The following is a 13,408-nucleotide window of genomic DNA, read 5'->3' as shown; positions in this document are numbered from 1 at the left end:
GATGGGACAGAGAACAATTTTATTCGGATACAGAGAAAGGAAAGTGATTGAGATGATTCGCCGCTTTTTTTCTTATTACCGGCCTTATAAAGGGCTTTTTATTCTCGATTTTGCTTGCGCGGTATTTGCGGCTTTACTGGAGCTCGGGTTCCCCTTGGCCGTTAATCAGGTGGTGGACAAATTGCTCCCAAGCAAAAATTGGACACTGATTTTATGGGCGTGCGTAGGACTCTTAGTGATTTATGTATTCAATATGTGCATGCAATTTGTAATCAACTATTGGGGGCACAAGCTCGGGATCAATATTGAAACGGACATGCGGCGCAAGCTGTTTGAGCATGTACAGAAGCTGTCGTTCCGTTTTTTTGACAACAATAAAACGGGCCATCTTGTTTCCCGCATGACCAACGATTTGATGGAAATTGGCGAGGTTGCGCATCATGGGCCCGAGGATTTGTTCATTGCCATTATGACGCTGCTTGGAGCGTTTGCCATTATGCTGTCGATCAACGTGAAGCTGGCGATTCTTACATTTGCAATGGTACCGTTCCTTATTTTCTTTTCGATCTATTTCAACAAAAAAATGACAGCTGCGTTCCGACGCATGTTTGCCGATATTGCCGACTTTAATGCACGCGTGGAGGACAATGTAGGCGGTATTCGCGTGGTACAGGCTTTTTCGAATGAAGAATTTGAAAAGTCGCTGTTTGCCGTGAACAACGGGCGCTACCGGCTAACCAAGCTGCTTGCCTACAAAATTATGGCTTGGAATTCGTCGATCAGCTACCTGCTGATGCGCTCGGTCTCACTTATTGTGCTCATTAGCGGAACTTGGTTTGTGCTGAATGAGTCGATGAGCTATGGATCGTTTATTGGGTTTGTGCTGCTGACCAATGTCTTTTTGCAGCCCATTCAGAAGATCAATACGGTTATTGAGAGCTATCCGAAAGGGATTGCTGGTTTTAAAAGATACACGGAGCTGCTGGAGACAGCCCCGGATATTGACGATGTTCCAGATGCGGTAGATGTAGGTCCGCTTCGCGGAGATATTCGCTATCGCGGAGTTTCATTCGGCTATGAAGAGCAGTCTCATGTGCTGCACAACATCGATTTGACTATCCATCAAGGGGAAACGATCGCGTTTGTCGGTCCGTCCGGTGCCGGCAAATCCACAATTTGCAGCCTGCTGCCTCGTTTCTATGAGGTACAGGAAGGAAGCATCAAAATTGACGGGATCGACATTCGCCAAATGAAGCTGGCTTCGCTTCGTAGGCAAATCGGTATTGTCCAGCAGGATGTATTTTTGTTCACCGGAACCTTGCGGGAAAATATCGCCTATGGCAAGCTGGGCGCAAGCGAAGAGGAAATATGGGAAGCTGCCCGACGTGCGCGGCTGGAGGAGTTTATCCGTTCGCAGGAGCTTGGCATGGATACGATCATCGGCGAGCGTGGCGTGAAGTTGTCAGGTGGGCAAAAGCAGCGGCTTGCAATTGCCAGAATGTTTTTGAAAAACCCGCCGATTCTGATCCTTGATGAAGCGACCTCGGCGCTGGATACAGAAACCGAAGCGGCTATTCAGCAGTCGCTGACCGAGCTGTCCAAAGGACGTACGACGCTCATTATCGCACATCGGCTGGCTACCATTAAGAATGCCGATCGGATCATTGTCGTTACCGAGGATGGCATATCCGAGCAGGGCCGACACGGTGAGTTGATAGCTGCAGGTGGTGTATACAGCCGGCTGCATCAGGCACAATTTGGTTCGTAAGGTGCGATGGATGTACACCAATTAATAGCTTGATATGGAAATAAATGTTTGACACAATAAAACAAGAACATAAGTTCTTATTTTATTATGATCCACCTACTTATCCAGTAAGTCTCTATGGAAAAAGAGTCATCTCTTTGGTATGCTGTTTGAACATCAATAGTTCGGGAGGTTAATCTGATGAGCGACCTGATATTGCAGCAAATTTTAACAGAATTGAAGGAAATTAAGGTTGAGCAAGTCAACACTACGCAACGTTTTGATCGGTTGGAGAACAGGTTTGATGCATTGGAAATAAGGTTTGACACTTTGGAGAACAGATTCGATGCATTGGAAGGTAGATTTGACGGTTTGGAGCAGAAAGTTGAAAGCAACTCCAAAGATATCTCGGATATCAAGGTTATCATGGCCACGCTGGCTACCAAGGAAGATGTCAAAGAGATTCCATTCATCCGTCAAGCTGTTCTGGAGATCAATGAGCGGCTGAAGCAAAATGAAACAGGAATAGGAAATCATGCAGAAGCTATCATCGACCACGGGCATCAATTTAACATTGTTAACAAGCGTATTTTCGCATTGGAGTCAGACGTCGATCGTTTGAAAAACAAGTAAATCAGAGTTAGATTCTTTACTGTGCTTACAACTTCTTTCAGCATCAGGCAGAGATCGTATCATTCCGTCCCAATGGATAGAATGGTGCGATTTTTTTGATATAAGTAAGCTCAAACGTGTCTAAATTCTATGTTTTCTGTGATTAATAGGGCAGATCAATTTTTGTCTTACCTGTGTAAAAGATGCGCTTGCTTGCGATTATTTTCTCCCTTTTTACGATAAATGAAGGAGTAGACAGTGCTAAGGCTTCCTTGGGATAACAGGTACATAGTATTACCTCCAACAGTGCAAAAAGTGTCTGTTCAGCGCCGCGCAGATCCGTGGTAACATGGGGCCAGTCTTCATAGTTGTTGATCACGCAAGTTATTTTGCACAAGTCATGTTATTGAGGGAGGACAATTCATTGAAGCTGATATACAATCATCGCGATGCTGTTATTCAATTTGGCGTGGAGCAGCTGAAAAATGCTTTGCAGCTTAAAGGTGTTTATTTTATCGAGCAGTTTGAGGGACATGGAACGGTAGTGCTGCCTGAAAACGGTATCCTGATTCGTAAAATCCAGACAGTACGAAACCAGGCTCCTTTATATGCTCAAGAAGCCTTTCGCATTTATAAAAGCGGAAACAGGGTACACATTGAAGGTTCGGATTCCCGAGGCGTCATGTATGGCTGCTTGGAATGGGCAGAAAGGATTGGACGCGGTGCGGATTTGAAGCCGCAGGAGGAAATCAGACGACAGCCTGCGCTTGGGATTCGTGGTATCAAGTACAACCTTCCTTATGTTCCGTTTGATGATGGAGACCCATTCGTTCACAATACGGCTACTTGTATGGATATCGACTTTTGGCGTGCTTATATCGATATGCTAGCGTTGAATCGCTACAATTGTCTCAGTCTATGGTCGGAGCACCCTTTTCATCTGATGGTCGTCTCATCAAAATTCAGGGAAACGAATCCATATAGCGATGTGCAAATTGACCGCAATATTCGTTTTTTCCGTGAGCTGTTTCGTCATGCTACTAATCGTGGCATCGATATTTATTTATTTACCTGGAATATCAGGCTGACGCCGGAAGTGGCACGCGGATTAGGACTTCCCGAAAATGTTGGCGATTATGGTGATATGTATGATGAATTGATTCATCGGGTGGGGCTGCCGCTAAATCGCTTCCGCGGACAATCCGAGGTGATTCGCGACTACATTCGTGAGATGGTGCTGCAGGTGCTATTAACCTATCCGGAGCTTAAAGGTCTGGGGACATCGGCAAGCGAATGGATGGATGGCAGTGGACATGAACGTGAGCAGTGGATCGTGGAAACGTACGTGGATGCAATCAAGCAGTCGGGACGGACGATTCCGTTCATTCACCGCACGAATATGCAGAGCGCAGGCAAGGAAATCAAGGAGCTGGTTCAGCCATTATTCGATCCAGAACAGTTCTATATCAGCTGGAAATATTCGAATGCACACGCCTATTCACACCCGGAGCCGCAGTTCGAGAAGCTGTGGGATGCTTGGGATGGGATTGATTTGTCATCAACCCAGATTCTTTATACAGTGCGTAATGATGATGTATTTACCCATCGCTGGGGAGATCCCGATTATGTGAGAGCGTATGTGAAGGGTATGATCAAGCCCTACATTAAAGGGTTTTATTGGGGCTCGGACGGCTATTTGTGGGGCAGAGATTTTCAACATATCGACCATGGGCATAAAACGTGGAAGTACGATTTTGAACGTCATTTGCTGCAGTTCCAGCTGTGGGGGCGGCTCGCCTATGATCCGGAAACCGATGATACGACTTGGACACAGCTTCTGGAAAAGCCATATGGACCGCAGCATGCTCCAGACTTTTTGCAGGGCTTGAGAGTTGCCTCACGAGTGATTCCTGCAGTAAATCGCTTGTTCTGGATCGATTACGATTTTCAGTGGCATGCGGAGAGCTGCTTGTCTCAGGTAAGCGGGTTCAAGACCATTCTGGATTTTGTCGACGGTGTTCCGATGCCAGGTGTTGGTGTAATGGGTGTGGCTGAGTATGCCCAAGCAGAACACAAGGGACAATTAGATAAATTACAAGCGCAGTACACGGAGACGCCTGTCGATATTATAAGCATTCTTGATGAGTCGGCTCAAGCAACAGAGCTGATGGCTGCACATTTGGATACAAAGCTTGGTGAATACAAAGGAAGTCATGCAGAATGCACATTGCTGGATTTAAAAGCCTACGCGTCGATGGGACATTATTACCGCTGCAAGTTTGCCGCTGCCCTGGAGCTGAATCGGTATCGTCTAAACGGGGAAACATCGCATAAAGAGCAAGCTGTCGTTCTTCTCGAGGAAGCCTGCGGACATTGGGAGCGGCTTGGATTTTTCTGGAGCCAGCATAACAAGCCTTACTTTATGGCGCGGGTGAAGCGAACCTTTGGTTATACCTATTATGCGGAGGATGTTCGCAGTGACGTGGAGCTTGCCAGGTTGTTTGAGCGGTAAGGAATGATGGGTTCCGGTCCCACTGAGCTCGTCTGTCAACGAGTGAATTCGATTCATGGTATACTGTAGAAAAAACGGAGCTCTGGAAGAGCGATTCGGCTCGCTACCCAAGCGGCTATACATGACTCATAATTGAATTCGGGATGGAGGCTTAGCGATGGAATGGAATTATTATAATACGTTCATTACGGTTGCCCCGGATTGTCCTGCTGCGAATGGCATCATACCAACAGATAAGAAGGCGGGCAAAACGAAGCCAGGCATCGAATTTGATTTAGTGTCACAGGCTCCTTATGTGTATACCCAGGAGGAACTGCTATACGAGGTGCATATTCGGCACAAGGAAATACCTGAAGAGGAATTATCAGCCAGAGGAACGCAAATCAGGGATGAATTTTTCCGAAAACCGACGGCCTGTCTAAGGGCGTCGATGCTGCCCAAGAAATACGGATGGGGGATTCATTTTAATGCAGAGGGTAAAATGGCTCTCGTCCCAATGGAGTCTGCCGAGTATCAGCATTTTATGGATGGAAATATAAAAGAAGTAAAGCTGGTTCCCGCCATGCGCAATCGTAAGCCAAAGTAACGTAAATAAAGAGCGATAGATGAAATACAAGGACGCATGGACAACCTGCTTCGGAGTTTTTTTCGTAAATATAGAGTGGAAATTATGAATCCGACCATCCATGGTCATGGATTCAGACTACTACTCTATAAATCTAATAAGCTAAGACCAAACAGCGTATCATCTGTCGGGTCTTGGCTTTTCTCATTTCTGAACCCCGAATTCGTTTATCAAATTCAAGTTGATACCGCAGGAACTCAGCTGTGCAATTAAGAAGAAGGGCGATGTCTAAATCGTACGGGACTAGCAAGCCATTATTACGCTCGAGTGGCTGCTATGGTCTACATGCCGTTTTTGATCGTCTCTGTTAGAGCTGGAGATGCCATATCCCTGCGCATTCAGGCAGTCGGATTAGATTGTGTTCGATGACCTTTTCAGCCAGAGCGTCTCCGAAGAAAAACCGCGTTAGCCGTTCTGCCTGCTGCAAATGATCAAACGTATAGTCGGTTCTAATCCATTGGCGAGAGAAGCCATATTCCTTTTCCAGCATGGCATAATACGGCTGCAGGAAATCAGGAGCGGTCGGTGTCTCATAACCTGTGCCTAACGTTTCGAAAATAATGGCGGTTCCATCGGGACGAAGGACACGTCGAATCTCGCTCATGACCTGATGAATATTTTGCTGCCAGTTCGAAACGTTGGTACTTCCCAAGTAACAAATGCTCCAGCCGGAGACGATCAAATCGACGCTTTGATCCTCCAGTGGAAGCCTGCGATGGTCAGCGGCTTGTGTGCGCCAATTCGTTAATCCAGCTCGTTCCAGTTTGTCAGCTGTAATGCGCAGCATGGCTTCCGATTCGTCAAGAGCTATGATCGACTTCGCTTTTGCTGCCAGCGCTGTTGTAAACCTTCCTGTTCCTGCACCGAGGTCTACAATATCCAGACCGCAGCAGGATCGCAATTCTTGAATCCTTCCCGTTAGATCAGCTTGCTTGGAAATAAGTTCGTGGTAGGTGAGGGCTTCTTTTTCATAAATGGTAGTATGGTCGGGCATGGCTGTTTCCTCCTCTTGTATCGATTGAATGATCGTGAACAATTCCATCGTACAAGTTGACGTAACGTTAAGGTCAAGACCTTTCCGTACATTAGTGAAATTTAGATTCGTCAATTGATGCGTATCTATGTGTAAGCAGGGATCGTACTTTTAAGAACCCGCAGAACGTTTAAACCGATAGGGGCTCATGCCTACGTGCTTTTTAAACAGCTGACAAAAATAAGGGAAATTGCCGAGACCAATCATGAGTCCAATTTCCTGCACGCTCAAATCGCTTGTTTGCAGCAGCCAGCAAGCCTGACGAATACGACGCGCAGTTAAATATTCGGTGATGGTCGTGCCAATCGTTTGTCTGAACACAGCAGAGGCATGATTAGGTGACAAGTGAACCGCTTTGGCTAATGCCTTCAGCTGAAACTCTTCCATATAATGTTCCTCAACCCATTCCATAATCTGCTCCGATGCCGTTGATTTAGGTCGGATCACAGGCTCTTTAAGCCGATCAGGCACCGCATGTCCCTTCAAACAATGCAGCAAGGCTACCAGAAAAAACATTTGTTCCTCCAGCAGCAGCTCTCCTTGGGCAGTATGCGCAATTCGATTTCGATGCTGATGAAGCAGAGGCAGAATCGTTTGCTGAGGAAGTCCGGTAAATATTTGCGGCTCCAGCAGGTCCTTCCATAAACGTTGAAAATACATTTGCAGACTTGCAAACGGACTTAAGTAAGAATCCAATACGGAGGGTTCGAATACAAACAGTGAACGTATATATGGAGCCTCGGGTTGAATATCCATTTGGATACGATGCAGCTGAAAAGGCCGGAAGCACATCAGACTGCCTGGTGCCAGCTCGATAATTTGTTGATTGACAATGACGCGTCCATGTCCCTCGTGAACATACAGAAGCTCCATGCCTTGATGAGCATGATAAATATCGACAAATTCGTGAGTTCGATCTTTGGCAAAAGATAATTGAACCGGATACTGGTTCAGATTCATATAGTTCATGATTTTCATGGCGTAGGCTCCTAGAGTATTCGTGAAAAACATATGCTGCGAATTCGCAGAGAACATATTTTACATCATTCATCGTAAGAATCAATCGTAATATAACAACATTTTATCATAAGGCTGCCAAACATTCCGATGCTATTTTTTGTTAAGCTCTTAAGTAGAAGCACAACGTACTTGAGCATAAATATAACCCTTAGGAGTGGATGGCTTGATTAAGCATCGATTGATTGACAATTGGCAGCATCACCGCGGAAGTCTAGGAGGTCCATGGGAAGTATGGAGACAGGACAAGCTGCAAAATCACTATAATGTACCTTGGCAGCAAGTCGAGCTGCCGCATACCTACAATGGTCTGGACGTGCTGGATCCCGATGGAAAATACTATCAAGGACAAGGCTGGTACAGGACACTGTTGAAGCTCGACAATCCGTACCCGCAGGGACGCACCTTGCTGCATTTTGAAGGGGCAGGACAACGCTCGGATGTTTATGTATATACGAAAAAAGTAGGCTCTCATCTGGGTGGCTATGATGAATTCACCGTCGATATAACCGAGGCTGCTGAGGAAGCGCTTGAGCTTGAGCGTTATCATGGGGCTACACCAATCGCTATCGCTTGCGATAACAGCCGTGATCTGGAAACAATACCTTCAGATGCGAGCGATTTTAACCTGTATGGAGGTATTTACCGCTATCTGAATGTAGTTTATGTGCCCGCAATTTCATTGGAGCGTCTACATGTCGAGACCGCGCTATCGGCAGATTTGGGCAGCTGTCAGGTTAAGGTTCGAGCTTCCTTGTACAATCCGCTTCAACGGGATGAAGAGCTGGAGCTTGTGATTCGCTTGCATGGACCTGACGGAAAAGACATCGCTGAATTTGCCGTAAATACACAAGCATGGGAAGGCATGAAGCAGCTTGCTGCCTATGAATTGAGCGAGCCTTCCCTATGGAAGCCTTCGGAGCCTCATTTGTACAGCTGTACGATTGAGTTAAAGAATGCCCAACAATCCAGTCCAAGCAGTCCAAACAATGCGAGCAATCAGACCAGCATCACGGAACGTTTTGGCGTTCGCAGCTTTGAATTTGTGAAGCAGGGACCGTTCAAGCTTAATGGCGAGCGTCTGCTGCTGCGCGGTACACATCGTCATGAGGACCATGCCGGGATCGGACCTGCTATGACGGAGGCTATGATCCGTATTGAAATGCAGCTGATCAAGGATATGGGAGCTAACTTTATCCGGCTTGGGCATTACCAGCAATCACGGATTGTACTCGATTTGTGCGACGAGCTGGGTATTCTGGTATGGGAAGAAATCCCGTGGTGCCGGGGTGGTCTGGGTGGCGAGCAATACCGTCAGCAATGTCGGGATATGCTGAGCGCGATGATCGAGCAGCATTACAATCACCCTTCCGTTATTTTATGGGGGCTTGGCAATGAGAACGACTGGGAGTGCGACTTTGATTATTTTGATCAGGAGGAAATTCGCAGGTTTATGCAAGAGCTTCACGATCTATCACATAAGCTGGACCCGAGCCGTCTGACGGCGATTCGCCGCTGTGAATTTTGCAAAGATATTATTGATGTGTATTCCCCTTCAATATGGGCGGGATGGTATCGCGGAATTTATACGGATTATGAAGAAAGCAGCAGACAGGCTTTTGAAAACGTCGATGCATTTTTCCATATGGAATGGGGTGCTGACAATCTGGCGACGCGCCATGTGGAGAAAACGTTCACCGGCTTCGAGTTTATTGGACAGGGTGGCGGGAATACCGATGAGCGCGACGGCGACTATTTGCTGACGGGGGGAGAACCCCGTGTATCGCGTGATGGTGACTGGTCGGAAACGTATTTTTGCGAAATGATTGATTGGTATTTGAAATCGCAGGAGCATATGGACTGGCTTACAGGTACTGCACAGTGGTCGTTCAAGGATTTTGCTACACCGGTGCGTCCGGATTCACCGATTCCTTATTTGAATATGAAAGGTATCGTTGAGCGGGATTTTACAAAAAAAGACGCCTATTATGTCTACCAATCGTATTGGACCGATCAGCCGATGGTTCGAATCGAAGGTCATACAATGCCGGTTCGCTGGGGCAGCCTCAATGAAATCAAGCGGATCAAGGTCTACTCCAATTGCTCGGAAGCAGAGCTGTTCCTGAACGGTGTGAGCCTTGGGATCAAGCAGCGCGATTCGCGTAATTTCCCTGCTGCCGGTCTTCGCTGGGATACGGTGCTGCAGCCGGGTATCAATCATGTGAAGGTGGTAGGGACGAAGAACGACATTACCGTCACAGATGAGCTGTCATTTGAGTACCAGACGGAAAGCTGGGGAAGTCCGGTGGAGCTAAGGTTAAACGCACAGGTTCAAAAGGACGGACTCGTGCTTGCCGAGGTTCTGGCTTATGATGCTCAAGGTGTGCTATGTTTGGACGCTACTAACTTTATCCGGTTCGGGCTGACAGGAGACGGAAAGCTGATCGATCATCAGGGCACAGTCCGCGGCTCCAGCTTGATACAGCTCGCCAACGGCCGAGCACGAATCTTGATCGATCCGATTGGCGGAGCAGGCGCCAGTATACAGGTTACCGGATTTGTTTCGGCGAGCGGACCTGCTTCCGGGGGAGCAGGCACAGCAACCGTTACTGCAGCAAATGGAACCAATGATGGTATAATAAATGATAATCAGGCACAAGAAACGATAGCTTCGGTCAGCAAAGCTGCATCAATCGTAAGTGCGGCAAGCGTAGGGATGCCTACCGTATTTATCTCCATTTAATAAGTCCTGCCGTGCTTTAACGGCTGCGATATCGAACTAATAAACCAATATCAGGAGGATGAACAGGATGACATCACCAGAATCAAGAACTTTTATGCAGGCTGATACTTTAGAGGAAGCACTGCCTCAATTATGGGAAGCACTGCAGAATAAGGTTGACCGGATGATTGTACAGATTGGCAGCAAGTCACCACATGTTGCGACCCGGGATGCGGGTATTTATGACGATATGCGTCACGACTGGTGGACGTCCGGCTTTTGGCCGGGAATTCTGTGGATTATGCACGAAATGACAGGCAAGGAGCATTACAAGCAAGCGGCTTGGGGATGGGATGAGAAGTTTGAGCAGAAATCGGTTCAGGAGAGCAACTTTCATCATGATGTAGGCTTTCAATATTTGCCGACTGCTGTTATCAAGTACAAGCTGACCGGGGATCAAGATGGCAAACGCAGAGGTTTGGCGGCTGCGAATTTCCTGGCAGGCCGTTTCAATATCGCAGGCAATTTCCTGCGGGCATGGAATCAGGACAAAACCGGCTGGTCGATTGTCGACTCCTCGATGAATCTGTCGATTTTGTTCTGGGCTGCGGAGGAGATTGCTGACCCTCGGTTTACGCATATTGCCAAGGCACATGCGGACACCGTTGCGAATCACTTTATCCGTCCCGACGGTTCAGTAAACCATATTGTCAGCTTCAATCCGCTGACAGGGGAAGTCATCGAGTCGCTCGGCGGCCAAGGCGCCGGTCCCGACTCGGCTTGGAGCCGCGGCGCCGCATGGGCGCTGCACGGCATGGCTAACACGTATCGCTATACAGGCGATACGAAGTATTTGCACGCGGCACAGCGCGTCGCGCATTACTTCCTTGCCATGCTGCCGGACGACCACGTCGCGCATTGGGACTTCCGCGCGGCCGAGTCGCTCGACGCTGAGCCGCGTGACACCTCGGCGGCATCCTGCGCCGCCTCAGGCCTGCTTGAGCTGGCCGCTGCGCTGCCTCCGGTACAGGGGAACCCGTACCGCAAGGCCGCTGAGCGCATCCTGCTCTCGCTGACGCAAAACTACGCCACATGGGATCGTCCCGATCACGAGGCGATTCTGCTGGCCGGCACCGGCCACAAGCCGGCCAACTCCAATGTCGATGTCTCCCTCATCTATGGAGACTACTATTACGTCGAAGCGCTCGCCAAGCTGCTTGGCTGGAAAACACGGATATTCTAATATCGCGTGGACATATAAAATAAATTTGTACAGAGCAATCGAATGCCCCGCCCCTTCCAACACAGAAGAGGCGGTTTTTTCATATACGCAGCGTTTCTCGGGCTAACCCAATCATTTCCATCAGCTTGTAACCTGCTGGAAAAATCGTTAAAATATATAATGATTATCATTATCATGTCGGCTTTCCGATCTTCATCTTGGGAGCGTAAGAAAGGAGATGTCTATTACTATGCGGCAGCCTGAACTGAACGGTCCTATGACCTTAACCTACAAGAGCACTGAAGAACTCAAAATCGCCAAAGGCCAGCCACTTATCCTACATACAGCAGCCGAGTATGGCTTTGCTTTTGTGATGCAGCACAAAGTGAAGGCGACGCTGCGAACCTCCCGTAAGCAAATGTCCGGTAATGCGCTCAGTGGAGAGATTTTTCTGATTCCTGCCCATTGCCAGTGCAAGCTGGAACAAATAGCGAGTCAGATGGTCACGGTCATCGTCATCCGGTTTACCCAAGATACAACTAAGGCGCACGGTAAAGGAGAAGCTACCCACGAGACCTTGGACTTGCTGCTCTCAGATGACTTCCACCCATTCCGGACGCCGCAGGTCCGCAGTTGGATTCATGATTTTATGAGCGAAAATGAGTACGTGGAAACATCGCTGTACTACCAGCTCCAATCCCATTTATATGCGATTGCGGCCTGTTATCTGGAATCTGTGCAAAAGCCGAAGGAGACGCATACGGATCTGATCATTTTTGTCGAACAGGCGCGACAACTCATGCTGGATCAATACAATCATCCTTTGGACATCGAAGAGCTTGCCAAATCCTCGGGTTCAAGTCCCAGTCGATTTTATATGGCATTCAAAGAGCAGACTGGACTTAGCCCGCACAAATATATGACCAAAATCCGTATGGACGCTTCCCTTCACTTGCTGGCAGGGGGGACCTCATCGATTGTAGAGGCAGCTCATGCTGTCGGTTATCTCGATGAATACTATTTTAGCCGTTTGTTCAAAAAGCACATGGGGATGACACCTACCGAATATACCGCTCGCGCCAAGAAAAAAATAGCTAATCTAAACGGTGTTTTTGCAGGAGATTTGTCGGTTCTGGGCATTTCCTCCTATATATCGTTCGAGCGGAGCTGGCGGGAAAATAATCCGGAGCTTGTACTTGAGCAGCTCGCTATTGCACAGCCGGAACTGATCCTGAGTGGACCGACCACGACCGAGTATTATGAGAAGCTTTCAGAAATTGCTCCGGTTGTTGTGCTCCGTTGGAAAGAATATTCATGGAAAGAGCGGCTGCTGGAAATTAGCGAGCTGTTAGGACTGACATCGATCGCAGAGTGGTGGCTTTCCTATTATGAGTTGAAGGTGGAAAATGCCCGCCGTCATGTGAAAAATGTGCTTGGTAATGAGCCGTTTCTTGTCGTCCATGTGGTAGAAGGCGGGTTTTATTTGTTTGGAATGAAGTCCAGGAAGCTGAGAGGAATTTTCTACGAGGATTTACAGGTGACTCCACCGACTCCAGCCGAGCAGATCAGCCTGCTGAAGGTCGATAAGCTTGAAGAAATTGCCGAGCTGGATTGCGAAAATGTATTGTTTCTTATGCATTCCTCGACAACAGAGGCCTTATGCGTGGAGCTTGAGCAGCAGTGGTGTATCCTTAAGCCAAGCCGTCTCAAAAAACGGTGTCTGTTTCTCCGCGAATACGATTCGCCGCTCTACAATCCGGTAGTCAACGAGAGTCTGGTAGAGCAGATGGTGAAGCAATTGCTCGTCAGAGTCGACTAAAATACCATATAGACACCGATGCACGAACTTTTTACAAATAGGAATATCCAAGCCTGTTACAGAAAAGTCCATTCTCAGTAGAGGATGGCTGTTTTATGA

Annotated in this window: 9 protein-coding genes; 7 read left to right on the top strand and 2 right to left on the bottom strand. The window is 47.8% G+C overall.

All coding sequences use genetic code 11. The features are described 5' to 3' along the window. Nucleotides 1-52: 52 nt before the first annotated feature. The 4 genes from BM210_RS25495 (at nt 53) to BM210_RS25480 (ending at nt 5,457) form a co-directional block, all read left to right on the top strand. Entirely contained in the window at nt 53-1,768 is a 1,716-nt protein-coding gene (locus BM210_RS25495; RefSeq protein WP_091174906.1) for an ABC transporter ATP-binding protein, read from the top strand. A 180-nt stretch (nt 1,769-1,948) separates the two neighbouring features. After that, nucleotides 1,949-2,380, top strand: coding sequence for a hypothetical protein (locus BM210_RS25490; protein ID WP_091174904.1), 432 nt, complete (start codon nt 1,949-1,951; stop codon nt 2,378-2,380). A 403-nt stretch (nt 2,381-2,783) separates the two neighbouring features. After that, nucleotides 2,784-4,871 carry a hypothetical protein gene (locus tag BM210_RS25485; RefSeq protein ID WP_091174903.1) on the top strand — a complete coding sequence of 696 codons (2,088 nt, stop codon included), beginning with the start codon at nt 2,784-2,786 and terminating at the stop codon, nt 4,869-4,871. 157 nt (nt 4,872-5,028) lie between these two features. After that, nucleotides 5,029-5,457, top strand: coding sequence for a DUF6157 family protein (locus BM210_RS25480; RefSeq protein WP_091174901.1), 429 nt, complete (start codon nt 5,029-5,031; stop codon nt 5,455-5,457). 346 nt (nt 5,458-5,803) lie between these two features. Here BM210_RS25480 and BM210_RS25475 read toward each other — a convergent pair whose 3' ends face one another. Together BM210_RS25475 and BM210_RS25470 are read right to left on the bottom strand one after the other, a co-directional pair. Next, entirely contained in the window at nt 5,804-6,490 is a 687-nt protein-coding gene (locus BM210_RS25475) for a class I SAM-dependent methyltransferase (protein WP_091174900.1), read from the bottom strand. A gap of 150 nt (nt 6,491-6,640) precedes the next feature. Beyond that, nucleotides 6,641-7,507, bottom strand: coding sequence for an AraC family transcriptional regulator (locus BM210_RS25470; protein ID WP_091174898.1), 867 nt, complete (start codon nt 7,505-7,507; stop codon nt 6,641-6,643). A 196-nt stretch (nt 7,508-7,703) separates the two neighbouring features. On the opposite strand from BM210_RS25470, the gene BM210_RS25465 reads away from it, so the two are divergent. The 3 genes from BM210_RS25465 (at nt 7,704) to BM210_RS25455 (ending at nt 13,309) form a co-directional block, all read left to right on the top strand. Beyond that, nucleotides 7,704-10,289, top strand: a complete 2,586-nt coding sequence (locus BM210_RS25465) for a glycoside hydrolase family 2 protein (RefSeq protein ID WP_371263542.1) — start codon at nt 7,704-7,706, stop codon at nt 10,287-10,289. Nucleotides 10,290-10,383: 94 nt separating this feature from the next. Further along, nucleotides 10,384-11,511, top strand: a complete 1,128-nt coding sequence (locus BM210_RS25460; protein ID WP_371263545.1) for a glycoside hydrolase family 88 protein — start codon at nt 10,384-10,386, stop codon at nt 11,509-11,511. A gap of 217 nt (nt 11,512-11,728) precedes the next feature. After that, the gene (locus BM210_RS25455) at nt 11,729-13,309 is read left to right on the top strand and encodes a helix-turn-helix domain-containing protein (RefSeq protein WP_091174893.1); all 1,581 of its coding nucleotides are present in this window, start codon (nt 11,729-11,731) and stop codon (nt 13,307-13,309) included. Nucleotides 13,310-13,408 lie beyond the last annotated feature (99 nt).

This window comes from Paenibacillus sp. 1_12 (assembly GCF_900114475.1).
Lineage (GTDB): Bacteria > Bacillota > Bacilli > Paenibacillales > NBRC-103111 > Paenibacillus_S.
Note: the sequence above shows the minus strand (reverse complement) of the source record. Positions and strands in the feature narration are given on the sequence as shown.